Below are 26646 nucleotides of genomic sequence, written 5' to 3'. Positions count from 1 at the left end.
GAAACGCGTCGAAGGTTAGATATGTCTGCCCCCCAAACGTTTAACCGGCCATCCAATAAAGTTGTTCAGTAAAGGCCCTATGCCAGCCTACAGCCAGTTTTTGCGCCGGAAGATCCAGACGGTCAGGGCCGACGAGAATACCATCATGGCCAAAGCAAACACATAGCCATACTTCCAGTGAATTTCGGGCATTTCATCGAAATTCATCCCCCAGATACTGGCCAGCAAGGTAGGCGGCAGGAAAACGAGCGATACAACTGTAAAGATTTTCACGACCCGATTCTGTTCCAGATCAATAAGACCGAGGTACGTATTTTGCAGGAATTCCAGCCGCTCAAAAATGAAGTTCGTATGTTCAATGAGTGAATTAATGTCCTTTATAAGTGTTCGAAGGCGTTGCTGCTCAGCTTCGTTGAACCAGCCATCAGAACGAATCATGGACGTAATAACGCGCTGTTTATCAACCACATTTTCCCGTATCAGCATCGTCAGCTCCTGGTAATCGTTGATGTTAAGCAGCATTTCGCGGTCCAGATTGGCGTCGAGATCGAGTAGCCGGTTGATGGCCTTGATCTCACCGGAGACCAGTTCGATCAAGTCCGCATCGTAGTCGATCCGGGATTCAAAGATCGAAATCAGGATTTGCGCGCCATCGCTGAATAACGCCCGGCGCGATTTGATACGCTTCACTGTGTCGGCAAATGATTTCAGGTCGGCGTTGCGATACGTAAAGAGGGTGTCGTCTTTGAGCAGGAAGCTCACGGGTACGTTGATGTACCGTTGCTCCGAATCGGGTACCAGAAAATTGGAGTTGGCGATCAGAAAATCATCTTCTTCAATGTAGCGCGAGCTGCTTTCAATTTCCAACTGCTCCTGCTGGCTCAGAAAATCGACATCAAATTTCTCTTCAACGCTCTTGATCTCGGCGGGTGTGGGGTTTTGCAAATCCACCCAAAGCGTACGCTCGGTATTGGAGAAGGAGTCGATATCACGAATTTTCCGGACGGCGGTAGCGTCCTGCTGAAAGATACGGATCATAAAGTCGAGAGCAAAGTTACGGTCGCGAAGTTCGTAGAAAAGAAACCATTTATCCCGCTCCAAATTGAATTTATGTCACCTGACAGAAACAATCTCTCCGCGTCTACTCCGCCTGCAACGGACTTCCTTTGAGGTTAAGTTCTTTAACCCGCTGCCGTACATTCTTCATAAATTCTTTTCCGGGGTCGGTTTTACCGGTCAGGTAGGTCGAGTCGGTTTCTTTCCAGAGTGGGGTTCCAATAAAATCTTTGTATTCGTAATGGCCAATCAGGTACTCGATGGCGTACCGTTGTTTCAAGTAACGCACTAGTTGCACATTGGCTTCGAGCTGTGCATCGGTCAGGTCATTATCGCCAACATTTTCGATACCAATGGCGCAGTGATTCAGCCCAATGCAATGGCGGGTAAAGACCGTGTCGGGCAGAAATCGGTAGATAGTACCATCGCGATCGATCACAAAAGGAACGGATGTATTTAAGCGGCTGGCCACCTGAAGGTCAGGACGACCCGATAGCACACTCGGATTAAACAGATCGAAGGTCGCTTCGAGCGTTGGTACAGCCGTCCAGTGCAGCACAATCATCTTTGGTTTTATGTACGGTTCCGATTGTCGAATGCCATGCCGCCTGGCTAAGTAGTCAAGCGATAACTGTTTCCGTTCTTCATCGAAAACGATGGGTTTGTCGAGTATCCGAAGCATGGGCGGCTGGGCAGCACAGGGATAGAAAGTTACCAAACTCAAGATAAAAGGAACGAAATGAAGGGGTTTGGGAAGGCTGAAAAAGGCGTTCATGGTTGGAATGTTTGGAAGCGCAAAAAAAGAAAATCTCGTTTACGGCAGCGACTTTTCTTTTTTACCGTTACAAAATCGGGTAGTTTTTCTTAACTATACCTTTAAAAAATCGATTCATACGAAACAAACTACCTGAACATCTGTCTGTTAAAAGCGAAATAGAACAGTTTTAGATTGTTACGCACAAAATTCATGTACAAACTGTTATCTCTGCAACGGGGCCTAACCCGCCCGGTTATCGGCTATGCAACCTGATTATTTTAGTACGACTTCATCAACAACTGAATTTTATAATCGAACCGGTAAGCCCAGCGCCAGTCACCTTTGGGAAACGGCTCAGCTGCTTGGCTTTCCGGCTGCCCTCTGGCGCTTACCCAATAAGCAGGACAAACACCTCATCGTTTCGTTCGATGAGGTACTCCCCCGCGTATCGGCGGATTTGGACGAGCTACCGGCTGGCTTCCTGATTAGCCCTTTCGACAATTTGGCCAGCACTGCGCCTACTAATATGTCGTTCGGCTCGACTTTAGGTAACAGCATTAGTACCGAATCGCTTTTTCTGCGTGCCGACATTCAGGCTTCCTTCTCCGAACCAGCTGACAAACGGGAGGTGGCAATCAAAATCAACGCCCCAGCCGGTGAGTTTCAGCAAGTTTTGCGGGAGCAAATGGCTATCCAGACGCCAGAAAAAACAGCGCAGGCGGTAACACCCCTCTCCGACCCCGATGCTCAGGCTGCTTATGTACGTAATGTAGCCCATGCCGTTGAGGCCATGCAGCGGGGTGAGTTCCGAAAAGTGGTTTTATCCAGAACCAAGCAGGTGCATTTTACCGACGCGCCCGATGCCGTTGCCTTATTCGATAAGCTGTGTACGGCGTATCCAACGGCATTCATATCGGCTGTATCGATTCCGGAAAGAGGACAGATCTGGATCAGTGCCACGCCCGAACGGCTGGTGAGTGTTGACGCCGATGGTATTTTCAGAACAGCCTCACTCGCCGGTACGCAGTCGGCTTTTGACGCAGATGGAACGCTTAAGCGGCCCGCCGAAGCCATGTGGTCGCAAAAAGAGATTGAAGAGCAGGCGCTGGTAAGCCGGTATATTATTGAGTGTTTCAAAAAAATACGGTTGCGCGAATACCTGGAAGAGGGGCCCAAAACGGTCATTGCGGGTAACCTGATGCACCTAAGCACCTATTTCACCGTCGACACACAGGCCGTTCGATATCCGCAACTGGGTACGGTTATGCTGCGGCTGCTCCACCCGACCTCAGCGGTGTGCGGAATGCCCCGCGATGTAGCGTTTAACTTTATTGGTCGACATGAAACCCACGACCGGGAGTTTTACAGCGGCTTTCTGGGGCCGGTGAATGTCAATACAGATAACGAAGGGGCAGAAAGTGACCTCTTTGTTCACATCCGCTGTATGAAACTGGAAGGAAACATGGCAACTCTTTATGCTGGCGCGGGCCTTACGGAAGATTCGGTCCCTGAGCGGGAATGGGTCGAAACCGAAATGAAGTGCCAGACTTTACTACAGGTAATGATGAATTAAGAATGATCGATTGGCTGCGCAATACGCATCATTCTTAATTCATCAAGCTACATTTCTTTACGCGCCTTCAGCGGGGTCATTAGGAGCACGGGAGCCACTTTCGTCGGTACGACCACCGGCCTCACTAGCCGCAGACGATTGGGTGTCCGCATCGGGTGCGGTTCCTTCCGTAACGGCGTCCTCCGACGAAACGATTAGTTCTTCTTCAGGGTCTGGGATTGCTTCTGAATCTGCCATGTTAGTGATTGAGTAAAGAAATGTAGTGAACTGATTAATACGACTCACGATAACGGACGAATCGGTTGTTGATCGGCCCGATAAACATTACTCCATGCTATCGTCGTCCAGATCATCTTCAATGGAGTCGTCGTCCAGATCTTCATCCAGATCATCCTCATTGAAGTCCTCTTCTATGTCGTCTAAATCATCTGCTCCATAGCCGCTGGCGGCTCCGGAGCCCAGTTCATCGAAATCAGCACCCGCGTCATCGAAGTCATCGTCGTCGTCGTCGAAGGCGGCTGTTTCTGGATCTGGGTTAAGCATCAGAACATCTTCGTCCTGATCAAACGCTGGCTCGTAAATCATGGTCAACAGAGTATAAAAGTTAGTTCACCCCTCATAACGCGTCAATTTCCCGGAAGGTTTAGTCATTTTACAAACTTCTTAGACTTTTTACCGCCGAACACAGCCTTCTCTTTGTGAGTTACTGAGTATGTGCATGCTACGCCCAACGCTAATTCAGTATAAATGAGAGATTATCAACTCCGGCGACTTTTTGACCAGCCAATTATTCAAACCAGCGACGTAAAACCAACTTTTGCCGGTTTTGAGGTACTGGGCGCTTTCAATCCGGCTGCGTGTTATTACAAGGGCGAAATTTTACTGCTCCTGCGGGTTGCCGAAGCCCCACCCGCCGAAGAAGGGTTTATTCTTGTCCCGCTGATCGACGAGCAGGACGGCGAATTAACTCTAACGATCAAGCGGTTCCCGGAACCCGCCGAACCCTACGACCCTCGGGTAGTAACGCTCGATGGCAAGGTTTATCTAACCTCCATAAGCCACCTCCGTCTGGCCCGTAGCCAGGATGGTGTTCACTTCACCATCGACGAAAAACCGTTCCTGTTTCCGGCCCGGATGGACGAATCATTCGGGATTGAAGATGCCCGGATCACGTTTCTGGAAGGCAAATACTGGATTACTTATACCGCTGTTTCGGAGCACGGACCGGGCGTTGGTCTGGCCGTAACGACCGATTTCGAGACAGTCGAACGGGTAGGTATGATTTTGCCCCCACCCAACAAGGACGTGGCTCTGTTCCCGCAAAAGATTAACGGCAAGTACATGCTCCTTCATCGGCCAATGGTGTCTGAGATCGGGAAGCCTTCGGTCTGGCTGGCCGAATCGACCGATGGGATTCATTGGGGAAACCACAAATTCCTGTTTGGCGGACGGGGGCAGGCTACTTCAGCTCCATCAACGGAAGCGTTCGCCTGGGAAGGCGGCAAAATTGGGGCTGGTCCCGAACCAATATTAACCGATGAAGGCTGGCTGGTTTGCTACCATGGTGCCGACGCTACGCATGCTTACGCCCTGGCCCTGGCGTTACTCGATACCAACGACCCCTCCAACCTGCTGGACCGCTCCTCCATCCCCCTGCTTACGCCCGAACTACCGTGGGAACGGGAAGGATTCTTTCCCAATGTCGTTTTCTCAAATGGCTGGATTCAGTGGCCCGCCGACAGCGTAAACGCGGGCAAAATCTGGGTTTACTACGGCGCTGCCGATTCAGGAGTGGGGCTGGCGGAGCTGGTTCAGGCCTAAGTAAGGTCGGCAAACAACTTTGCCTAACCATCCCTGCGCAGGCTGAAGCTGTTTGCCTGATCAGAATACGTACATTTTCCGTATCTCCTCAACGGTACTGGCTGGTTCGTAGGCTGCATTCAATCGGTTGGCATTTTCTTCTACTGTCAAGTCAAAACCAGCCTGTTTTCGGCGTGTATTGACGTCTTTAGCATTGGTAATTGGCCAGACAAAACAACGCGACTGCCGGGTACTTTTCAACTGTCGGCAGGAGACTTGTGTACCATACAGTTGGGGTTTGCCCCCATACATCAGGGATCGGTCGAGCATCATGGCGTATTGATAAAAAGGCAGCTCTTCCTGATCGGCCGCTTTTTTTATTACAGGCAGGTACCTATCAATTTTATTGGAATGCTGAATGATGTAAAAAACAGCTTCATTGGTGGGCGTCCCGACTACGCTCTTTCCAGGATAACCCTGTTCTTTTAGAATAGCTTCGGCCCGGGCCAGATTGCTGGTGTCAATTTTCGTTTGTTCGGCCCACAACCTCCCCGCGAGGTTGGCCCGATCGACCTTGTATACGGTACTTAAGCTATCAGTTAATGGCTGATTATTCCCCAATTTAGTGAGCCACTCCCGGTTGCGCTGATCCAGCACATACATACTATCGAGTTCGTTCTTAAGTCGGCTATTCTGCTGGCAGTAGCTGTGTAAAGGAATACCGATCAATAAAAGCACAAAGAATGGTATGTATCTCATAACTAATAGGGTGATTGGGTGACACCAATGGACGAATGATAGGTTTTACGTATTTTCGTTAAAACACTAACTCTTATTGCTTCATGAAACACTTCTGTCAACTAGTGCTCTATTTTTTTCTTGCTTACCCTCTGCTAGCCCAAACTCAGAAACGAGCACTAAACTCAACGGACTATGACCGTTGGCAGACTGTACGGTCTGAAAAACTGTCGGACGACGGCCGCTGGATTGCCTACCAGATTGACCTACAGGAAGGCGACGGCCGATTGGAAGTGGTATCGTCTACTGCCAACACGAACCGCAAGCAGTATGTTTTCCCCCGTGGCTATATGGCGCAGTTTACCCCCGACAGCAAGTTTCTGGTTGTGCGGCTGAAAGCGCCCTACATGGCCACCCGAAACGCTAAACTCAAGAAAAAGAAAACGGACGAGCTGCCGAAAGACAGTTTACTCGTATTAAACCTTGAAACAGGAAAACCAACGAAATTACCTAATGCCAAATCGTTTGTCTTCGGCAAAGATGCCGGTTCATGGCTGGCGGTTGTACAGGAACGTAAAGAAGAACGGGCGGCTCCCGCGTCCCGAAGTGCCTCGCTGAAAGACACCCTGGCTCCCTCGGCACCTGTTTCAACGACCACCGTGGCAACGCGGAAAGGCCCCGTTAAAAAACCAAAAGGTGACGATCTGACGCTGCTGAACATGGCCGATGGTACGCGCAAAACGGTCCGGTATGTGTCGAACGTGGTGATGTCGGACAATGGTCAGGCAATCTTCTATAGCAAAGAATCAGCCAACGACTCCCTGAAAACGGGCGAATCGAGCGTTCCCGGCGTGTTTCTGTTCAACACCGCCAGCAGTCAGACCATGCTCGTTGATACCAGCTCGAAACGGAAGATTTACAAAGGCCTGGCTATTGACAAAATAGGCCAGCAACTTAGCTGGATGGCCTCCGCCGATAGTGCCGGCAGTGATGTAAAAGTTTTCACTCTATACTATAAGAGCCTGGCACCGGCCGTAGCTGCGAAAGGTAAAAAAGCAAAAACGACGGCCCCCGAAGCACCCTTCAAAGTCATTGCCGACACATTGACGGCGGCCCTACCTAAACGGTGGTCGGTGAATGAGTATCGTGAGCCAAAATTCTCGGACGATGGCAAACGGCTCTATTTCTCCACGTCGCCCATTGCGCCCAAGCCAACCAAAGACACGTTGACGCCTGATGACGAAAAAGTCAAAATGGACATCTGGACCTGGACCGACACCCGCTTGCAACCCATGCAGCAACGGCGGCTCAAGGAAGAAAAAGAGCGTGGTTTTCTAACGCTTTACGATCTGGCATCTGGTAAGGTTATTCCGTTAGCCAGTCGGGAAATGCCGACCGTAAGTTTTGACCCCAAAACAAACAGCCGGTATTTGCTGGGATTGAGTGACCTCCCGTATCAGGTTCAGGCGTCGTGGGACCCCGGCCATACGGACCTGTACCTGATCGATACCCAAACGGGCGAAAAGAAGCGTATCGCCAATGACATCATGGCCTCCCAGCCTAAACTGTCGCCCGAGGGCAAGTACGCTTACTGGTTCGATGAACGGGATTCGCTCTGGCGGGCGTGGTCGGTGGCCGATGGCAAGCGTCTGGACCTCACGCGTGGCCTGCCCAGTAAATTTTTCGACGAGGAACATGACACCCCCAATTTACCGGGTGCTTATGGCTCAGCAGGCTGGACAACCGGCGACCGGTACCTCTGGCTGTATGACCGGTACGACATCTGGCAGGTAGACCCCACTGGCAAGGAGAAACCAACCAATCTGACGGCTGGTTGGGGACGTAAAAATAAAATTCGCCTGCGCCGGGCTGAAGTCGACAGCGACGACGATACACCGGGCCGACGGTCGGCCGCCGTTGAAAAAGCCATCGACCCCAAAGCTGAACTGTTTTTAACGGGTATCTGGGAAAGTGATAAAGCAACCGGTATTTTGAAGAGCAAAAATGGGCTGGCGGTTGCTGAACCAACGGTGCTCACCCGAAGCAATCACCGCTATTTCGGATTAAACAAGGCAAAGAACGCCCCCGTTATCACGTTCTATCGCGGGAATTACAAAGAGTCGACCAACCTCTTTCAGACCGATACTACGCTGGCCTCCCCTATTCAGCTTACTCGTACCAACCCGCAGCAGGACAGCGTTCGGTGGGGCAGTGCCGAAATTGTGAGCTGGATCGGAACAAATGGGATTAAACTCGAAGGGTTACTTTTCAAACCGGAAGGCTTCGATCCCACCAAAAAGTACCCTATGCTCACGTACTTCTACGAGCGTAACGTCGAAACACTGAATGACTACCGGGCACCTTCGCCCAGCCGATCGACCATCAACATTCCCTATTGCGTCTCGAATGGCTATCTGGTTTTCGTACCGGATATTGTGTACACAACCGGGCAACCGGGGCCTAATGCCTACGATTGTATTGTGCCGGGTGTATTAAGTCTGCTCGACAAAGGGTTCGTAGACCGTGACCGTTTGGGTATTCAGGGCCAAAGCTGGGGTGGGTATCAAACCGCTTACATCATCACCCGCACCAACCTCTTCCGGGCGGCCGAAGCGGGCGCACCGGTGGCGAACATGACCTCTGCTTACGGCGGTATTCGGTGGGAAACGGGCATTAGCCGGGCATTCCAGTACGAGAAAACACAGAGCCGCATTGGCGGAACACTGTGGGATAAACCGATGAATTACATCGAGAACTCACCCCTTTTCTTTGCCAACCGGATCGAAACGCCCCTGATGATGACCCACAACGACGCCGACGGAGCCGTCCCCTGGTATCAGGGAATCGAGCTGTTCTCGGCGCTGCGTCGACTGAACAAGCCGGTCTGGATGCTGGTCTACAACGGCGAAGGCCACAACCTGACCCAGCGCCACAATGCCAAAGACCTGAGCATTCGGTTATACCAATACTTCGATTATTACCTGAAAGATGCTCCTATGCCCGTCTGGATGAAAGAAGGCCGGAGTGCGGTGGAAAAAGACCGGGGAGAGATGAAGTACTAGAATATCGATTCGTACAGTAAGGCCGGAAGGCCGTATCATGGTAAACAGAGTGTCGTAACTTTGTTTACCATGATACGGCCTTCCGGCCTAATTATATCTAGTGAGATGCAAAAACAGTGATTCGTTTTAAGCAATTATTCTGCGAGCTTTGCACTCTATTTATCCCCTGCTTACATCAATGAACAGTCGACTTTCTGCCCTTGCGTTAACATCGCTTCTATTGGTTTATGGGTGTAAAACAGCGAAAGCCCCATTAACCGCAACACCTGTTACCGCCACGATTACGGAAGAAGGATTTATCAATTGCTTTACCGCCGGTACAATCCTCAACAACCAGCCCGTCTGGTGTGAAGCCTCAGCCGTACTGCATGATGGCAAAAACCTGTTCCTGGCTAACGACAAAGACATGCCATCTGGCCAAAGTCCGGTCTTTACCAAAACCCTGACCGGTCTGGGCGATTCGACCCAAACGCCAACCTACTTAACTCAGCCAGCGTTTTCCGCAGCTCGCAAATACGAAGATTTCGCCCGTACACCCGATGGGAAGTTTATCTTCTTAACGACCGCTTTCGACCGGATAAAAGAGGGCAGTCACGACTGGGATGGCTATAATACGATCTTGTATTGGCGTTCGGGCGATGAACAACATCCCTATGTGCTTGCCCCTGACAACACCAGTACAACTTCAGTGTCGTACCGGCAGCAGATCGGTAAATTGCTGGCCAATCCTTCGTTTCCGGGAGGTATGCCTTATTTCAAAATTGAAGGACTGGCTGCTACCGACAATCAACTTCTCTTCGGTATACGGGAAGAGGGAAAATCATACGAAGACTTTGCTTATCGAGTCAAGGTTATCGCTGTTACTTACCGCATCGAGAAGCATAATAACGTGGACAGAATTCGTCTGACAAACGACTGGCGGATCATTAATAATTTCGACATAACAGCTGCCTATCCCGAACTGCCCAAGCCGCTTGCTTTGTCAAGCCTGGAGTTCGATCCGTTTCACAAACAATTCTGGATGTTGACCTCTATGGAATCGAATGGGAAATTAGACGCTTACCTATGGACGATCTCAACCGCTGATTTGTATGCGAATAAACCGTTTACGCTGGTTCGGGATGCAAAAGGACAACCCGTACATACCCCTGGCCATAAAGCCGAAGATCTGACACCTCTGGACGCCAATCGACTCTTGCTTATTCATGACGACGACCGGGTAAAAACAACGGTTGGCAATCGCATCAGACAGGCCAATCAGGCCGCCTACACGATCGTTACTGTATCGACCCAAAGAACTCGTACGTCCCGGTAATAAACGTCAGGATTCCGGTCGCGTGAGTTGCGCCATTAATGCGAATGAGTTGCACGTTCGTAGCACCCCGCTTCTGCATGGCATCATAGGCATTCTGTGAATTCAGGAACGAGACCGTTTCATCGGCATCACCGTGGTAAAGCCGGGTTGGCGTGCGCGGTTTCCAGTCGTGAACATCATTATCCTGTACAGCCGCCAAAAATGCCTTGTCACTACCATCGTTTATACCCAGTCTGAAACTGTCGTTGAACGCCTGGTTTAAACTGACATTGATCGTAGCCGACTGCCCCTGGGCTGCAATCTGTGTGGCATAAGGCTCTTTAAAATAAGCCGTTGCGGGTCGGTTAAGTCCGTATATACGGTCGTAGGTTTGCAATACCCAGAGGTACAAGCGATTTACGTAATCAATGCCGGATGTTTTTTCGTTGATAATCTGTTTCATGAAAGCGGGTTTATCGTAGGCACCCGCCCCGCAGCTCGACGCCACCAGATTGAACTCCGAACCCGTTTCTTCTTCCAGTTTTTTCTGTAAGGACATGGTAGCGTATCCCCCTTCCGAATACCCGGCAATGTACAACCGCTTATCCCAGTTCACCTTCTGATCGCTCAGGAAATCGCGGGTAGCCCGTAGCATATCGAGCGAAGCCGTAGCCAGACCATTTCGCTGTTCGTATGTGTGCGGTACGTCTTTAGAGGCCCCATACCCTATATAATCTGGAGCGGCAATGATGTATCCCTGCGAGGCAAATACAGACCCGAACGTGTAGGCTTCACTGGTTGAGCGAAAATACGACGGCGCATCCCCATCGCTGGTAATAGTACCATGCTGCATACTTAACAAGGGCGTAGCGGTGGTTACGTTGGGAACAATTAATGCACCCGATGCTTTGATAACCTTTCCATCGGTATTTGTCGTGTTATACTCCAGCCGGTATGCCTTGATTCCGTACCGAATAAAAACCTTAAATAAAGCTGTAGCGCCTGTAAAGCGACCTCGTAATTGGTCGGGTGTGTACTCACCAATCAGCGTACTACTCACCAGTGTTCGCGCTGGGGCGGGTGTAACGGACTCACTGCCGTTCGACTGATTGCAACTGGTTGGCACAACCAGCAGCATAGTTCCAACAAGGAAAAGAATAAGCGTTGATTTCAGTACTATCATTAGAGAAGTGTATCGTATTTATCTGCTCCTTTTTAACGAATTCAAGCATGTTTTCGTTTGGAAATAACGCATAAAAAAACAAGAGCCTATATCACGACAAAATCCTGATAATCAGAATCATATAACTAAAAACAGCAATAAAGATAAACTTCGATCGGCGGCTCAACTTTCTGCCATAGTTGGCCGTGTCATGATTCGTTGGGGAGCAATTTTCAGTTATGTGGAATACACTCTACAACAATAGGCATCATACTTCCCGATTACTCTACAGGACTACTTTAGATTAAGAAGTGTCTGTCTGTAAAAAATAATATACCATCTACCATAAAAGGCTTACAGTCAATCATATAGCTTCAAATTTCAAACTGCTCATTAAGCACTCGGCTCAAAGTGGTACAGCATTTGGGTAAGTTTAATCAGTACCAAATGTTCACAACACTATGAATAATCAGTTGAAATCGGCCGGAAAAAAATCCCTTGCGGTACTTATGGCTGCGGGTATTTTATCAGGTAATGTTTTGACAAGTTGCAAATCATCAAAAAGATTAAATCAAACTCAACAAGGTGGCGTAATTGGCGCCAGTAGTGGCGCTGTTATCGGCGGAATAATCGGCAATAAAACAGGCAACACCGCTTTGGGTGCTATTCTTGGTGCCACTGTTGGGGGCGCTGCCGGTGCCGTTATCGGTCGGCGAATGGACAAGCAGGCCGAAGAGATCAAACGTCAGATGCCTAACGCTCAGGTTGAACGGGTTGGTGAAGGCATAAAAGTTTCGCTTGGTTCGGATATCCTCTTCGATGTGAATTCATCCGCATTGAAGCCAGCAACTAAACAGCAGTTGATCGAATTTGCCAAATCGCTCAATAAATATGAGGATACGGACGTCCGCATCGAAGGTCATGCTGATGCAACGGGATCGGATGCTCACAATTTAGAACTTTCTAAACAAAGAGCTAAGGCCGTTGGTAGTTTCCTTGAATCACAGGGCGTAAAAACCTCTCGGGTTGACGAAATAGGTTATGGCGAAGCACAACCCGTGGCAGATAACACTACAGAAGCAGGTCGCCAGAAAAACCGTCGTGTAGATGTTGCGGTATTTGCCAATAAGCAATTACAGCGTGACGCGAAAGATGGTAAGATCGGTGAATAAATAAATAAATTATGGCAACGGTAAAAAAAGGTGATTCAGTAACCTGGAAGTACGGCAAAGGAACAGCGGAAGGCGTTGTTGCCGAAGTGCATACCGAAGATGTAGAAAAAAAGGTACAAGGCACTAAGGTAAAGCGCAAGGGTTCTGAAGAAGAACCAGCTCTTGTCTTGCAGCAAGGCGACAAAGAGATCATAAAGTCGGCCAGTGAAGTATCTAAAGGAAAGAAATAACCGATACCAGTTGCCTGCAATGCCGGGGCATGACCCCAAACAAAGTGATTGCCTACAAGCACTTTCTGATTTACTCAACCATAAGATTACCAGTCCTAATTAACAACTCGACAAAACATACAAAACCATGAACGTAAAAGAAACAAGAGGAGAAATCCTGGACCAGTTAAACCGCCTTTTAACGATCAGCCACGATGCTGAAAAAGGCTATCAGGAAGCCGCCGAAAACGCAAAAGATAACGACCTCAAAAGCTTGTTCCTGGATCAATCACGTCAGCGGGGCGAATTTGCTCTGTCGCTGGATCGTGAAATTCGGGCACTGGGTGGCGAACCAGATAACGGCACCAGCATTGCCGCCGATCTGCACCGTGCCTGGATAAACATAAAATCGACATTTGCCTCCGACGACGATAAAGCAACCGTTCAGGAGTGCCACCGGGGCGATCGGGAAGCCCTGGATACATATAATTCGGTGTTGCAGGAAACCGACCTGGTTGCCAGCACCCGTGAGTTACTGCTCCATCAAAAACAGAGCATCGATTCGGCCAATGCAACGATGGCTCGTTTGGCCTTGGTAGTGTAGTGAATGGTGGGATTGGAAAGCCTACCTCCGTTGGGGGTAGGCTTTTTTGTATCCGAACACCTAAAAACAATCCCAACTCACAAGCGGTTGCTTTACGAGAGCCTTTCGGCTTTTGAAACATTCATACAAACACGTTATGAGTAAACATTCCAAATCGGATTTCTCTCTCGAATCCATACATTCCAAACCGGGTAAGCCCTATCCACTAGGTGCCACGTATGATGGCGAAGGCGTAAACTTCACTCTTTTCAGTGAAAACGCGACCGCTGTTCATCTGTGCCTTTACGACCCGGCCGATGCCAGCCACGAAGTAGCTCGTATTCCACTGGAAGAGCGTACTGAACTCGTCTGGCACATTTATCTTGATGGTTTACAGCCTGGCCAATTGTATGGTTATCGGGTTGATGGTCCTTATGATCCGCCATCCGGGCACTTCTTCAACCCAAACAAAGTATTGCTCGACCCGTATGCCAAAGCTATAAATGCTCCGGTAAATCACAACGATGCCTGGCTGGGGTACGACTACAAAAAGATGGCGTCTGATCGGGAGGCCAATCTGCCCTTGTCAATGAGTACGGAAGATAGCGGTCCCACTATGCCCAAAAGTGTTGTGGTCGATCAGGCTTTCGATTGGGAAGATGACACCGCTCCGGATGTTCCTCTACACCGTTCTGTCATTTATGAGATGCACGTTAAAGGTTTTTCTTACCTGCATCCAACCATCAACGAAACGGCCCGGGGTACCTATGCCGGACTGGGAAAGCCCGAAAGTATCGACTACTTTAAGCGTCTGGGTATCACAGCCATTGAGCTACTGCCCGTTCATCAGTTTACGGACGAAAGTTACTGGGGGTACAACAGCATTGGGTTCTTTGCTCCACAGAACACGTACTCGTCGTCCGGAATGGCAGGGCAACAGGTGGCCGAGTTTAAACAGATGGTAAAAAACCTGCACAAAGCGGGTATAGAAGTTATTCTGGACGTGGTGTATAACCATACCGCCGAAGGAAACCAGCTTGGGCCGTTGCTTTCATTCAAGGGAATTGACAACCGGGTTTATTACCACCAGGTAGGCGATAACCCAGCCTATTACATGGATTACACGGGTACAGGCAACACCTTTAACCTAAGCCACCCACGCGTACTCCAACTAGTCATGGACAGCCTGCGTTATTGGGTAACCGATATGCACGTCGATGGCTTCCGATTCGATCTGGCCTCTGCCCTGATCCGAACCGACGAAGAGTTTGGCACGGTCTCGTCCTTTCTGGACACCGTGGCTCAGGACCCTATTCTGGCCTCTGTAAAACTGATTGCGGAGCCCTGGGACATTCAGTCGTATCACGTGGGTGGTTTCCCGGTGAGCTGGTCGGAGTGGAATGGTAAGTACCGGGATACTCTCCGGGCCTTTTGGAAAGGCGATGAAGGCAAAGCCGCCGAAACAGCCGTTCGCTTGTTGGGCAGTCCCGATCTGTATGCTCATGACGGGCGTTCTCCGGCCAATAGCATCAACCTTATCACCGCCCACGACGGTTTCACACTGAATGACCTGGTTAGTTATAACGAGAAGCATAACGAAGCTAATGGTGAAAACAACAACGATGGTTCCAACGATAACCTAAGCTGGAACTGCGGTGCAGAAGGACCAACGGATGACCCGGTCATTACCGAACTTCGCGAACGGCAGAAACGCAATTTCCTTGCTACCATGCTTCTCAGTCAGGGAACGCCCATGCTGGTCATGGGCGACGAATGCGGCCGCACCCAACACGGAAATAATAATGGTTACAATCAGGATAGTGAAATCAGCTGGATGGACTGGCATTGGAGTGAAGCCCAGCAGTCGCTGTTCGAATTTACGAGCCAGCTGACCGCTTTACGCCGGGATATTCCGTTACTCAGCCGACGCCGGTTCTTCGATAGTGACCAGGTTGCTTATTTGCTGCCGGATGGTGGCGAAATGACCGGCGATGATTTGCAAAATCCCCATACGCATTGTCTGGCACTTTTCATTGACGGCATGCGGGTAACGGAACAAACACAAGATGGTCAGGATATAGGCGATGAACAGCTGATCTGGATTCTCAATGCTTATTGGGAAACCATACCGTTTATGATTCCGAAGGTTGGGCGAAAGAGTAAAGACTGGGAGGTTATTATGGATACCAATTCAGGAAAGGTATATCCGGAAGGCATGACCATTAAAGGCGGACACCCCATTGATGTTGCCGGCCGCTCGTCGATGTTGTTACGATTGAAGTAAGTTAATCAGTAGTACAAAAAAAGCCATAACAGATCGTTATGGCTTTTTTTGTTTTCTTGGCTAGGTGTTTATTTATCCTCGCTAAATGTCCACTCTTTAACACGCACTGGGGCGTCCTGAATGGCATTGTAAAGTTGTTTGTCATTTTTAAACTGAAGCTGCGCTAGTTGAAAGGTCTCCACGTGGACGTGGAAGGAAGGCGATTTAAATGGCCAGGGCTTCATTGTCAAATGGCCGTCTGTCCGTTGATGAATGAAATACGGTATGCCATCCGGCCCTAAGCTCACTTCCAGACGGCGTCCTTCTGGCGGAACCTGACCCAGACACAATATTAACGACAGCGCATCGCACCACTGAAGAAACGCATACGCGTAAGCGGCTTCCTCTTTTGTGGCGTTCGACTCCTTACGCCACTTCGTTTGGTTGGTAATCTGTTGATCCAGATACTCGTCCAATGCCTTATCAATGCCGCGCTTGGATTCATACAGGAACGTGGTGTGCATAGACATCAGTAGAGCGTTCCACCGACTCTTTTGTAAGCCAATCTGAATCATTTTCCGGCACTGATCGACCGAGTACTCCAGGATTTCAAAGTGTAGCGGGGCACCAGCCGTTGTCAGGTGGTTACGGTCTTCCCATGGGTCCTGGCCATCGTCGTGCTCGGTTAGGGCAATCAGGGTCTCGACCCAGTGAACCGGGCGTTTCTCGCCTTGCCACTGTAAAGCGAGTTGAACGGCCAGCAATCCATGCGCCTGCTGGTTAATAATTTCCCAACCTTCGTCTGTTTGTGTAACAATCATAAGAAAGAACAAAAGCGCAGCGACAAGAACGGACTGAAAGAAAGAAACTGTATTGTCTACCTTCTCTTCCTGACACTCCCCTCGTTCCGCTACGCCTTTTGGTAAAGCAGGTGATTAAACGATATTGAGTTACTAGTTGATTATCAATTGCTGATAACCAGGCACCCAATACCTAGTTATATATCTTTTCGTTTTCGCCCATTTTCGGTGGATTACCCGTTACAGCCGCAGTGGCCTGCTGCACAAACCGAACCATAGTACTCGAACTGGCACTCCAGTATTCAGCCATGTGGGTACGCACCTTGAGAAGAATCAAATTGGGATCATCTTTCCCCTTTGGAAACCAGGCTTTGGCCTGTGGATTCCAGAGTTCATCGATCTTAGCCCGGTCATCCAGCTCTTCTGCCGTACCTGATATGGAGACATAACTGGCATCGGCAACATCGGCAAAGGACAAATTCACTTGGTGATTATTATTATCGATTTGATCAACCTTCGGTGAAGTTCGTTGGGTAAAGAACCAGATGGTTCCGTCCTCATCGACCTGAAGTGCAGCCATCGGACGGCTTACCAGATTGCTCTGCTCATCGACAGTCGTCATCATGGCAATGCGAATATCACCGATCAGATCAGCAACCTTCTCAAGCTTTTTATTTGTTTGTGGTTTTGTTTCCATAACGTTGTAGGGATTAATAAACGACAGTGGTTAATTGACGGCACCTGGTTGTAATAACCGGGCACAATCAATTAACCACTGTCTGGTTAATTAGTTATGAAGCGTTTCGCGGAGATCGATCCCATAAAACAGGGATGCGGGCGTAACAGCTGGATTTTTAGTATCTATTTCTGTCTGAGAGCCCATCTCCATGATGCTAACGCAGCTGCAAATGGTTTGCTGGCACATCGCGTAAATCTGTTTGGCGCGATCGGAATCAAGCTGAATAACCTCCTGAGCGCATTTTTCACAGACTTCAATACAGGCCTGAGCCAGTAAACGGGCGTTTTCGGAGCCGCGCACGTACAACATGGCCAAGTTCCGGCACATATCACTGCAATCGAGACTCAGGAATATACTGCGGTAGCAGTCCTCAATACCATCGGAGTTGGAACATTCGGTAGCGAATTCATTACAGAGTGTAGCGCAACTGATTAGCGAATCGTAGATGCTTTTCTTCCAAATCATGGTAGTTAATGGTTTGATAGTAACGTTGACTAGGCAAATGTTCGTACCGTTGGTGTGGGCCACTCTACATGAGTAGCTTCCAGGCGTGCCCATCTACGGGCTTCCTCAATGCTGATGGCAACTATGCGCTGGTTATCCACCTGACCTTGTTCCAATAGCCGATTGGCAACTTCGATGGCTTTGGCCCGAGTACTCGGATTAAGCGACCGCATAGCCGCCGGAAAGTGATTGGTAGTCCACATAATAATTGGATGAAGGTTACCAATAGAATAGCGCATATTGTGCCACTTCTTTGTGGAGTTATTGCAGAGCCCATTTAAAACAGATCAACCTATTAAAAATCAATACTTTAGTAATAAATCATTAAGTTTTACACCCCACTGATTTAGTTATGAAGCGATACCTCTATGTAGAAAATTACTATGCAGATGTGTAGAAATATACCCACTTAAATTCCACAAAAAAGCCAGCTCTGGTCCAGAGCTGGCTTTTTTGTGGAATTGATTGTCACTAATGAAATAGGATTCCTGTACGCTATTTTGGAAAGTAGAGCCTAAACGTTGTACCCAGACCAACCTGACTCTCTACCTCAATTGACCCTTTATGACTATTAATAATATTTTGAGTAGCTGTTAATCCCAGTCCCATCCCTCCTGATTTACCGGTAAAAAATGGATCAAACAGGCGTTGTCGATCAGTTTCACTGATTCCGCCACCGTTATCGGTCACCTCAACGTAAACCCGTTTATCGTCCGTACAACTAGTCTTGACACACAGGATACCTTTGCCTTCCTGCATGGCTTCAACAGCGTTAACCAGTATATTGAGCAAGGCCGTTTTTACCTGATCACGGTCAATAAGGGACTGACATTCACCTTCGATGAAGCTGGTTTCCAGCCTCATTCGCTTGAGTTTGATGCGGTCGCTAACGAGTTGCAACGTTTCTTTAACAACCTGATTGAAATCCTGTTTTTTACGGTCAAGATCACGTGGCTTCGACGAATTAAGCATTTCCGTGATTAGTTGTCCAATACGGTCTACATTCCGGCCGATGATGTCCGTGAACATCGTGACATACTCATTATCCGTATCCAGTTCATCTTTTAACTGCTCAAGTGCCAGGCTCAGATTGGTAAGTGGGTTACGAACTTCGTGAGCAATACTGCGGGCAATTTTGCCGGTCATTGTCAGCTTTTCGGCCAGGATAAGGTCCTGTTGCGCTTTTTTCTCATCGGTAATATCCCGCACAATACCCTGATACCATTCAGGTCGGCCAACAAGGTCTTCAACGGCCCAAACAGAAATAAGGCAGATTCGTTTGCGCCCGGTTCGATGGATAAGTGTAGTTTCAAAATCTTTTATCTGTCCATGTTCCCGAACATTGAAACGTAAATTACGCAGCTGATTCAGGTCAGCAAACAGGCGAGCGGGATTTAGAATTCGTAGTTGGTCGCGACTATAGCCCAGCAGCCGTTCGACGGATGAATTGGCGTCCTGAAAGCGGAGTTCATTACTGGCGACAAAAATGGCGTCGATCGACCGTTCAAACAGAGACCGGTACTTGTTTTCTTTCTGAGCTACTTCTGCCAGCACACTCGCCTGGCGGAGGGCGTAACGAATACTTCGTCCCAACAGTTGGGCATCAATTCTTCCTTTAACCAGATAATCAGCAGCACCTAGTTCCAGCGCAGACTGATCTACGGTAAGGTCATCCTGCCCGGTGAGAAGAATCATAGGTGCCCGGCACCCCCGTCGAAAAGCTTCCTGGATAAGGTCAATTCCAGTATGGTGCCCTAATCGGTAATCGACGAGGTACACATCATGCTTATGGGCGTCGATGGTCTCTAAGGCAAGGTCGTAACTATCTACCCAGTCTAGCTTAATTGTTGCATTTTCTTTAGCTGACACCAAGGCTTTTGTCAGCAAATAATCGTCCTCGTCATCTTCAATAAGAAGCACACGAATCATTTCTTCCTCATCAGTAACATCGAGTAAAGCCGCAACGGGAGTCATAAAGGCAATCGGTTAACTTATCTTAGTGAACAACTGGCAGACACAAACACCAATACCTTGAGCACAACTCATGGTAATTTAACAGTGTCCATCCAATATGTTTTCAGCGCACCAACCATTTCAACCAGACGGTTGAAGTTGAATGGCTTTGTAACGAATGAATTTACGCCTAATGTATATGTTTTCAATATATCTTCATCGGCTGAGGATGTTGTCATCACAACAACGGGTAATCGACGTAATTTGGAGTCGTCCTTAATTTCGCTAAGTGCCTGAAATCCATTCTTTCGCGGCATGTTCAGATCAAGAATCAGCAGGTCTGGCCAGGGGGCATTTTGTTCAGTATAACGACCTTTACGGTGTAAATACTCCATCAGATCTTCGCCGTCTTCAACGAATTGAATGGTTTGCGTATACCCACTCTGTCGAAGGGCGCGTTCCATGAATAAGCGATCATCGGAATCGTCATCGGCTATTAGAATGGTCATGAGGGCTTGCTTACGGTGCATACGGTTAAGTTGGATAAAGAAGTTACGTCAACCGAATTGTATTGATTCTTACATTTCGGTGAATGTTTTACAAACGGCTTACTGCATTTATGATCAACACCAAAATCTAATTTCAATAAATCCGGAAGAGATTCCTTCTTTCAAAGATACTTAAAAACATTGTTTTTTAATTGATCATTCAGCACTAAACCATATGTTATTTTATTTCAAGTTCTTTTTAATATTCTGAAATTCATTATTCTCTTTTGCTAAACAGAGTAAACACTTTATTACAGAAAAGTAAATATTGTTAATTACAGACCCAGTAATGCGGCTTAATGGAACTAAACCTACTGAAAAGTTTAAAATTTATACTTATCTACCTCACCGATTGACTTATCCAAATTGACTAAACGCTTCCACAAAATGGGGAATTTCCTCCGCAGAATATCACCTGTAGCCTTACACAAACTCAATCTTTACTTGTTCACAAATAGGTATAATACAACACTATAGGGCTAATACACTTCGCTGGAAGGGTATTGGCACGATTTTAACCTATTGTGATTCTAACGCAGATGTGGTTTACAGTCTGTTCTTAATTCACTAATCGTTATGAAAAAGTTAGTCAATACCTTACTGACAAGTGCCGTATTATTGGCCGGTACAATTGTTTTTAATTCGTCGGACGCTGTAGCACAGGGACGAACACGAGTTGGCATTAAGGGTGGTTTGAACGCCAGTTCTTTGTTTTATGACAGCCAGGGAGTAACCAATAAAAATGAACGTATTGGCTACCATGTGGGTGTGTTTGCTCAGGCACCTATTGGCGAGTTCTTTGCCATTCAGCCAGAATTACTCTATATGACGAAAGGTGCATCGGCTGATTATAATGTATTGGGATTTAACGGCAAGAATACATTCAAACTTAATTATGCCGAGTTACCCGTTCTGGCAACGTTCAAATTAGGCCAGGCAGTTGAGCTTCAGGCGGGTCCGTATGTATCGTATTTACTGAACTCAAACATCAACTCCAATGGTGATTTTGGCACGGGTGCGGCTGCTATCAACCGGGATAACTTCAACAAAGTAGATTACGGTATTGCAGGCGGTATCAATCTTTATTTCGGCAAAGCCTTTATCGGTGCCCGTTATGAACAGGGTCTTCAACAGGTTGCCAACAGTGGAGCCGCTAAAACCCTCTTGGGAAGCGCCAAAAATGGTGTCGGTTTGCTTTCAGTGGGCTTTAGCATCAACTAAGTCAGCCTAAAGTTAACCCCACTAAAAAGGCCAAACATTAAACACGTTTGGCCTTTTTAGTGGGGTTAAAAGCACCATTCTATAAATGGATGTCGTATGCTTTCAATTTATTATATAACGTCTTGCGGTCAATGTTGAGCACCTCAGCGGCTTTGGTTTTGTTGTATCCGGTCTTCTCCAGAACTTTCAAAATAGCCGCCCGTTCGGCATTTTCGGAAACTGATTTCAGATTCGCAGCCGACTGACTGAAAACGGGTATCCCCGGTCGGGCCGGATCGTAATTGATCTGGATGGACGATGCTCCGGTATCCTCCGCTGTTAAATATTGGGGAGATATAATTTCCTGAGGCAATACATCAGCCTCTATGTAGTCTCCCTGGGTAAGCAGCACAGCACGCTTCACTACATTCTGCAATTCGCGTAGATTACCGTGCCAGTAGTACTCTTTCAGTTTTTCTTTAGCTTCCTCATCAAAGCCCAGAATATCTTTTTCCAGTTGCTTGTTAGCTAATTCCAGAAAGTGTTCGGCAAAGATCATCACATCTGCTTTTCGCTCACGCAGGGGCGACAGGTGCATCTCGAACTCAGCAATTCGGTGGTAAATATCTTCTCTGAACTTCCCCTGCCGAACGGCTTCACGAAGGTCTTCATTCGTAGCAACAATGATCCGCACATCAACCGGTATATCCTGGTTGCTGCCAATACGCCGGATTTTTCGCTCCTGCAAAACCCTTAACAATTTGATCTGATTATCGTAGGATAAGTTGCCAATTTCGTCGAGGAAGATGGTTCCGCCGTTAGCGTATTCAAAGCTACCGGCCTTGTCTGCCATAGCACCGGTGAACGAGCCTTTTACATGACCGAACAACTCACTACCTGCCAGTTCTTTTCCCAGGGCTCCACAGTCAATTGCTATAAATGACTTATCGGCTCGTTTACTCTTGAGGTGAATGGCATTGGCAACAAACTCTTTTCCCGTACCGGTTTCGCCCGTTATAATAACGGACATATCGGTGGGCGCTATTAAATCAATATGTTTCTGAAGTTGTTCAGCTGCCCGACTTTTGCCGAAGATAAACCGTTTACCGTCGGGCGTCAGCGATACCTTACTGGAGGCCGTTCTGCCGGTACTGGACTTGGCAGGGGGTGCCGTTGCGGGGGTGGTGGTCTTTGCCTGACTCAAGGATTGTACACGACGTTCGAGTGCGCCTTTAATCGTGTACAGAATTTCGTCGGGGTAGAGAGGTTTGGTTACGTAATCATACGCCCCGTGTTTCACCGTTTGCACGGCAACGCGAACATCGGAGTAACCTGTAATAATGATAACGGCTGTTGTGGGATGCATCACCTTAATACGGCGAAGCATTTCAAGGCCATCTATATCGGGAAGTTTAAAATCACAAATGACTAATTCGAACGACTCTTTTCGCAATAGAGCGAGACCATCATCCCCTCGCTGAACTGATGCCGTCTTATACCCCTGCTTTGTCAAATAGCGCTCCAGAAGCAGACATATATCGTTATTATCGTCAATAATCAGAATTTTTTCCATGAAGAGGAAGAAGCTTGTTCACGTAGACCACACCCAGGCTAACAGGCACACCATGTATGCAATGGGAGGTAGCCATTGTTGGCTTTATGAACAAAGTTACTCAAACCTGAATGGTTTGCAAAGCTGTCTCAACCGAGCGTCGGGTGAATGGTTTACCAATAAAATAGTCGGCTCCCTGCTCTGTTGCCCGCCGTCTTTCAGCCTGTCCATCGAAGGCACTGATCATGATTACTTTGGCCTCATTTTGTCCGTCCTTGATGAAAGGAAGTAAATCAAAGCCTAACCCATCGGGGAGGTTCAGGTCCAGGAATATAGCATCGAACTGCTGGGAATCGAGCCATTGACGACCTTCTTCTATAAAATGGGCACAGGTAGGCTGATAGCCCAACCGACGCAACAGTCCAGACAATAGCAAACATATATCCGCTTCATCATCGACAATCAACACTCGTTTTGCAAGAGCTGTTGTATTCATTACGGTTGGTCTAAATTGCTGTCCCGTATTAACGCCTATTATCGGTCTTACCACGGTGTATTTCGTTTTCTATAATTTCTTGCTTACTGTATCTGTATATAAAATATGATGCCGAAAATTCATTAGGCTATATAAATAAGCACATTATATCCATTAAAGGCCAATAACTTAACTGTTTGCGAATTAATACCACTCAGATTTAAACAATAAGGTTTCAAGGGGTTACACTTACCTGTTGTGTAAAATGGGGCATTTTTCCACGCTTATTCCACATATGTGGAGCAATTTCCACACTTTTTTCTTTTATTCCATAGGGATCAATTTTTCTGGCAATTAAATAAAAATCGTCTCTATTGGCTCATTTACAAGCTAATAGGGCCTTTTATGCTGATAACTCTACCAGATCAGATGAATTTAATGGTAGTTGGCACAAATTTTTCTCTAAGCATCTACGATTGCAAAATGGCTTATTCTGATTTACTCACGAAACATAATGGGAAACCTTCTTTACACGATAGCAGTAGTGCTTGTCATCATATGGCTTCTGGGATTCCTGGGAGTCTTGGGAACAGGCATAGCGACTAGCGGTCTGATCCACATATTGCTGGTAATTGCAGTTATTGCAATTATACTACGCCTTGTACAAGGTCGAAGCGTGTAAAGAAAAAGTACCTTAACAATATTGACATAAGTAACCCGGAAGGGATTATAACAGTCTCAATAGCATTCCTATTCATTTAGGTGATTACATTTTAGGTTAAGTACAAGTTACGGTGGGTACGGAATCCCTGCGCCAATTTGAGCGCGGGGATTTTTATTTTATCCAATCTTAAAGCCTCGTCCTGTTTAATCGTAAACCTGTATACTTGCAGTATAAAGTGTTTAAGTTTAGTCTGACAGTGGGGTACGGTCGCGTAAATCGTGGACGCCCTTGTAGAGAAAAGTCCTCAACAAAAGAAGGGTAAGTGAGTACCCTAAAACTAAATAACCAACTTACTGTCAATCACTTATCCCCTTAGATTGATTACTGGTACAAAATTTTCTATCTATCCATCATTGATAACTCAGTAAATCATTCACCAAAGTTTCAGAAACTATGAAAGCATTGCCAGGAATATTAGTAGGACTAGCTGTTGGCGCTATTGTTGGGATTTTACTGGCTCCTGAAAGTGGCCAGAAGACACGTAAGCGCATTTCGTCGGAATCTGACTCATTCTTTAAAGATCTTCAGGATCAACTTCAGTCGGGCTTAGAGAGTATCAAAAGTCAATACAATGACTATGTAGACTCTGCTACCGAAAAAACCCAGGATGTAGTTAGCCAGGCTAAACGCAAAGCAAAACAATAATCAATTCACTATCTTATCTACCAACTCACCTAAAACAAACAAAATCATGCGAAGCACAAGAGATTTTCTGACCGGTATCATCACAGGCGTTGTTATTGGTATTTTAACAGCTCCACGTAGCGGTAAAGAAACGAGAGATAAATTGACCGAAGAAGCGAACAAGCGTTCCGGCGATCTGAAAGACCAATGGGAGAAAGGCGTATCGCAGGTTAAAGAAGGATTCGAGCAGGCCAAAACTCAGGTAAGTCAGTATACTGAAAAAGCGAAAGACCAGCTCAACCAGTATAAAGATCAGGCTCAGGCTTCGGTTAACGCAGATAAAGAAAACGCTAAGAGTCAATATAACGATAAAGTTGATGAACTAGCCGACGACGCCCGGACAGGTGTAAACGATGCTCAGTCTTCATTCAAAGTCAACTAGGTACCAGTACCCGATTTACTTAACGTTCTTGAAAGACAATCCCCACCGGTCACTGGTGGGGATTTTGCTTTTATAGGGGTTTAACTACCTTTTAATTTTTGTTTAAGGAGCGTTTAATTGGCTGTGCAGACTTTTGTTGCGAAGAACATAGCCATGAACAAACACCTGCTTTTTTCGATAAATAGCTACTCACTCTACAGAGGGTGGCTTCAGCTGCGTCATCAGTTAGTTAAATCGCAATACCATCAATTCGTCAGGCCAAGCTGGCTTTGTAGCCAGGTATTGGTCGGATTACTGCTATTCTCGGGCTTGTTAAGCTGCCGAAGTGAGACGAAAGCCGATGGGGCTTCCACTGAAGCTCCACATCGGGAGAGCAACCTTCTCGCCACGGCCACCCTGGATACGGCAAAACTGGAGAACGCAAAAAACGAACTTAACCTGACGGGCAAGATTACCTTTAACCAGGATCAGGTGGTTAAAGTGTTTCCGCTGGTGGGTGGCCATATAGAGACATTGAAAGCCGATCTGGGCGATTATGTCCGAAAAGGTCAGGTGCTGGCAGTAATTCGCTCCGGCGACCTTGCCGACCTTGAGCAACAAGCCATATCGGCACGCGGACAACTGGCCGTTGCCCAGAAAAATCAGCAGGTAACGGAAGATATGACTAAAGCTGGTCTTAGTTCGCAAAAAGACCTGGTTGCCAGTCAGGAACAGCTACAGGCGGCTAAAGGAGAACTTAACCGGGTTGGCGAACGTCGCCGGATTGTTGGCGGTACAGGCTCCGTTTATCTGGTTAAATCGCCCATGAGTGGGTTTATCGTGGAAAAAACAGCCTCGTCGGGCATGGAGCTGCGGTCCGATGATCCAGAGAACCTCTTTACGGTTTCTAACCTCGACCACGTTTGGGTGCTGGCTAACGTGTATGAGTCCGATCTGGCCAACGTACACGAAGGAGACGCAGCAACAATAACAACCATCTCCTACCCTGACAAAGTTTTCCATGGACGGATCGATAAGATTTTTAACGTTCTTGACCCCGATAGTAAAACCCTGAAAGTACGTGTTACGCTCGACAACGCCGATTACCGACTCAAACCCGAGATGTTTGCCAATGTGAGCGTTACCTATGCCGGTCGAGATCAGCGGGTAGCCATTCCGGCGGCTGCGGTTGTTTTTGACAAAAACCGCAACTTCGTTGTAATGGTCAACAAAGAAAATCAACCTGTTGTGCGTGAAGTTTCGATCTATAAAACTATTGGCACTAAGACCTACTTATCAGGCGGTATCGCACCCGGCGACCGGGTTGTAACGACGAACCAATTGCTGATTTATAATGCGCTGGGGAGCTAATTGCGAACCACAGAAATAGCTCTTAAAAAGAAAGTCAGCCTACTGTGTGGGCTGACTTTCTTTTTA

At 47.6% G+C, this 26646-nt stretch carries 27 protein-coding genes; 13 read left to right on the top strand and 14 right to left on the bottom strand.

The genetic code is table 11. The features are described 5' to 3' along the window. Nucleotides 1-87: 87 nt before the first annotated feature. Entirely contained in the window at nucleotides 88-1038 is a 951-nt protein-coding gene (gene corA, locus CRO74_RS02510; RefSeq protein WP_097125987.1) for a magnesium/cobalt transporter CorA, read from the bottom strand. 103 nt (nucleotides 1039-1141) lie between these two features. Next, nucleotides 1142-1831, bottom strand: coding sequence for an N-acetylmuramoyl-L-alanine amidase (locus tag CRO74_RS02505; protein ID WP_097124413.1), 690 nt, complete (start codon nucleotides 1829-1831; stop codon nucleotides 1142-1144). A 244-nt stretch (nucleotides 1832-2075) separates the two neighbouring features. Here CRO74_RS02505 and CRO74_RS02500 point away from each other — a divergent pair, with 244 nt between their 5' ends. Next, a complete protein-coding gene (locus tag CRO74_RS02500) occupies nucleotides 2076-3386 on the top strand; it encodes a chorismate-binding protein (RefSeq protein ID WP_097124412.1) in 1311 nt (436 codons plus the stop codon). A gap of 57 nt (nucleotides 3387-3443) precedes the next feature. Here the strand turns inward: CRO74_RS02500 and CRO74_RS02495 are convergent, their stop codons facing one another. After that, nucleotides 3444-3623, bottom strand: coding sequence for a hypothetical protein (locus tag CRO74_RS02495; RefSeq protein WP_097124411.1), 180 nt, complete (start codon nucleotides 3621-3623; stop codon nucleotides 3444-3446). Nucleotides 3624-3710: 87 nt separating this feature from the next. After that, a complete protein-coding gene (locus tag CRO74_RS02490) occupies nucleotides 3711-3971 on the bottom strand; it encodes an adhesin (RefSeq protein WP_097124410.1) in 261 nt (86 codons plus the stop codon). 162 nt (nucleotides 3972-4133) lie between these two features. On the opposite strand from CRO74_RS02490, the gene CRO74_RS02485 reads away from it, so the two are divergent. After that, complete coding sequence (locus CRO74_RS02485) at nucleotides 4134-5207, top strand: glycoside hydrolase family 130 protein (protein ID WP_097124409.1); 1074 nt, start codon at nucleotides 4134-4136, stop codon at nucleotides 5205-5207. A gap of 60 nt (nucleotides 5208-5267) precedes the next feature. Here CRO74_RS02485 and CRO74_RS02480 read toward each other — a convergent pair whose 3' ends face one another. After that, on the bottom strand, nucleotides 5268-5945 hold the full coding sequence (locus CRO74_RS02480) for a DUF6624 domain-containing protein (protein WP_144035869.1): 678 nt from the start codon (nucleotides 5943-5945) through the stop codon (nucleotides 5268-5270). A gap of 83 nt (nucleotides 5946-6028) precedes the next feature. Between CRO74_RS02480 and CRO74_RS02475 the strand changes: the two genes are divergently transcribed. Together CRO74_RS02475 and CRO74_RS02470 are read left to right on the top strand one after the other, a co-directional pair. After that, nucleotides 6029-8986 carry an alpha/beta hydrolase family protein gene (locus CRO74_RS02475; RefSeq protein ID WP_097124407.1) on the top strand — a complete coding sequence of 986 codons (2958 nt, stop codon included), beginning with the start codon at nucleotides 6029-6031 and terminating at the stop codon, nucleotides 8984-8986. A gap of 178 nt (nucleotides 8987-9164) precedes the next feature. Next, the gene (locus tag CRO74_RS02470; protein WP_097124406.1) at nucleotides 9165-10301 is read left to right on the top strand and encodes a hypothetical protein; all 1137 of its coding nucleotides are present in this window, start codon (nucleotides 9165-9167) and stop codon (nucleotides 10299-10301) included. Here CRO74_RS02470 and CRO74_RS02465 read toward each other — a convergent pair. Beyond that, complete coding sequence (locus tag CRO74_RS02465; RefSeq protein ID WP_245877738.1) at nucleotides 10264-11463, bottom strand: alpha/beta hydrolase family protein; 1200 nt, start codon at nucleotides 11461-11463, stop codon at nucleotides 10264-10266. The two genes, CRO74_RS02470 and CRO74_RS02465, sit on opposite strands and share 38 nt — an antisense overlap. A 440-nt stretch (nucleotides 11464-11903) precedes the next feature. On the opposite strand from CRO74_RS02465, the gene CRO74_RS02460 reads away from it, so the two are divergent. The 4 genes from CRO74_RS02460 (at nucleotide 11904) to glgX (ending at nucleotide 15690) form a co-directional block, all read left to right on the top strand. Continuing rightward, a complete protein-coding gene (locus CRO74_RS02460; RefSeq protein ID WP_097124405.1) occupies nucleotides 11904-12614 on the top strand; it encodes a YiaD family glycine zipper/OmpA-like lipoprotein in 711 nt (236 codons plus the stop codon). A gap of 11 nt (nucleotides 12615-12625) precedes the next feature. Further along, nucleotides 12626-12844 (top strand): hypervirulence associated TUDOR domain-containing protein, encoded by a 219-nt coding sequence (locus CRO74_RS02455; RefSeq protein WP_097124404.1) that lies wholly within the window; start codon nucleotides 12626-12628, stop codon nucleotides 12842-12844. Nucleotides 12845-12971: 127 nt separating this feature from the next. Further along, the gene (locus tag CRO74_RS02450) at nucleotides 12972-13427 is read left to right on the top strand and encodes a ferritin-like domain-containing protein (RefSeq protein WP_097124403.1); all 456 of its coding nucleotides are present in this window, start codon (nucleotides 12972-12974) and stop codon (nucleotides 13425-13427) included. Between the two features lie 136 nt (nucleotides 13428-13563). Beyond that, nucleotides 13564-15690 carry a glycogen debranching protein GlgX gene (gene glgX, locus CRO74_RS02445; protein ID WP_097124402.1) on the top strand — a complete coding sequence of 709 codons (2127 nt, stop codon included), beginning with the start codon at nucleotides 13564-13566 and terminating at the stop codon, nucleotides 15688-15690. Between the two features lie 68 nt (nucleotides 15691-15758). On the opposite strand, the gene CRO74_RS02440 is transcribed toward glgX, so the two are convergent. The 6 genes from CRO74_RS02440 to CRO74_RS02415 all read right to left on the bottom strand — a co-directional run bounded on the left by CRO74_RS02440 (nucleotide 15759) and on the right by CRO74_RS02415 (nucleotide 20195). Next, the gene (locus tag CRO74_RS02440) at nucleotides 15759-16490 is read right to left on the bottom strand and encodes a DUF3891 family protein (RefSeq protein ID WP_097124401.1); all 732 of its coding nucleotides are present in this window, start codon (nucleotides 16488-16490) and stop codon (nucleotides 15759-15761) included. Nucleotides 16491-16662: 172 nt separating this feature from the next. Next, nucleotides 16663-17166: a pyridoxamine 5'-phosphate oxidase family protein gene (locus CRO74_RS02435; protein WP_097124400.1), complete on the bottom strand. Its 504-nt coding sequence runs from the start codon at nucleotides 17164-17166 to the stop codon at nucleotides 16663-16665. Between the two features lie 90 nt (nucleotides 17167-17256). Then, nucleotides 17257-17673: a four-helix bundle copper-binding protein gene (locus CRO74_RS02430; protein WP_097124399.1), complete on the bottom strand. Its 417-nt coding sequence runs from the start codon at nucleotides 17671-17673 to the stop codon at nucleotides 17257-17259. A gap of 29 nt (nucleotides 17674-17702) precedes the next feature. Further along, complete coding sequence (locus tag CRO74_RS02425; RefSeq protein WP_179830106.1) at nucleotides 17703-17915, bottom strand: DUF2188 domain-containing protein; 213 nt, start codon at nucleotides 17913-17915, stop codon at nucleotides 17703-17705. 292 nt (nucleotides 17916-18207) lie between these two features. After that, a complete protein-coding gene (locus CRO74_RS02420) occupies nucleotides 18208-19686 on the bottom strand; it encodes a hybrid sensor histidine kinase/response regulator (RefSeq protein WP_097124397.1) in 1479 nt (492 codons plus the stop codon). Between the two features lie 68 nt (nucleotides 19687-19754). Beyond that, on the bottom strand, nucleotides 19755-20195 hold the full coding sequence (locus CRO74_RS02415) for a response regulator (RefSeq protein WP_012925368.1): 441 nt from the start codon (nucleotides 20193-20195) through the stop codon (nucleotides 19755-19757). A gap of 594 nt (nucleotides 20196-20789) precedes the next feature. Between CRO74_RS02415 and CRO74_RS02410 the strand changes: the two genes are divergently transcribed. Beyond that, on the top strand, nucleotides 20790-21434 hold the full coding sequence (locus CRO74_RS02410) for a porin family protein (protein ID WP_097124396.1): 645 nt from the start codon (nucleotides 20790-20792) through the stop codon (nucleotides 21432-21434). Between the two features lie 79 nt (nucleotides 21435-21513). Here the strand turns inward: CRO74_RS02410 and CRO74_RS02405 are convergent, their stop codons facing one another. After that, complete coding sequence (locus CRO74_RS02405) at nucleotides 21514-22986, bottom strand: sigma-54-dependent transcriptional regulator (protein WP_097124395.1); 1473 nt, start codon at nucleotides 22984-22986, stop codon at nucleotides 21514-21516. Between the two features lie 100 nt (nucleotides 22987-23086). After that, nucleotides 23087-23461, bottom strand: coding sequence for a response regulator (locus tag CRO74_RS02400; protein WP_012925365.1), 375 nt, complete (start codon nucleotides 23459-23461; stop codon nucleotides 23087-23089). A 493-nt stretch (nucleotides 23462-23954) separates the two neighbouring features. On the opposite strand from CRO74_RS02400, the gene CRO74_RS31225 reads away from it, so the two are divergent. The 4 genes from CRO74_RS31225 (at nucleotide 23955) to CRO74_RS02385 (ending at nucleotide 26580) form a co-directional block, all read left to right on the top strand. Continuing rightward, nucleotides 23955-24122 (top strand): lmo0937 family membrane protein, encoded by a 168-nt coding sequence (locus CRO74_RS31225; RefSeq protein ID WP_144035868.1) that lies wholly within the window; start codon nucleotides 23955-23957, stop codon nucleotides 24120-24122. Between the two features lie 435 nt (nucleotides 24123-24557). Further along, a complete protein-coding gene (locus CRO74_RS02395) occupies nucleotides 24558-24809 on the top strand; it encodes a YtxH domain-containing protein (protein ID WP_097124394.1) in 252 nt (83 codons plus the stop codon). Between the two features lie 46 nt (nucleotides 24810-24855). Further along, nucleotides 24856-25230, top strand: a complete 375-nt coding sequence (locus CRO74_RS02390) for a YtxH domain-containing protein (protein WP_097124393.1) — start codon at nucleotides 24856-24858, stop codon at nucleotides 25228-25230. A 153-nt stretch (nucleotides 25231-25383) separates the two neighbouring features. Continuing rightward, nucleotides 25384-26580, top strand: coding sequence for an efflux RND transporter periplasmic adaptor subunit (locus CRO74_RS02385; protein WP_097125985.1), 1197 nt, complete (start codon nucleotides 25384-25386; stop codon nucleotides 26578-26580). Nucleotides 26581-26646 lie beyond the last annotated feature (66 nt).

Origin of the sequence: Spirosoma fluviale, assembly GCF_900230225.1 — a bacterium.
Taxonomy (GTDB): Bacteria; Bacteroidota; Bacteroidia; order Cytophagales; family Spirosomataceae; genus Spirosoma; species Spirosoma fluviale.
Note: the sequence above shows the minus strand (reverse complement) of the source record. Positions and strands in the feature narration are given on the sequence as shown.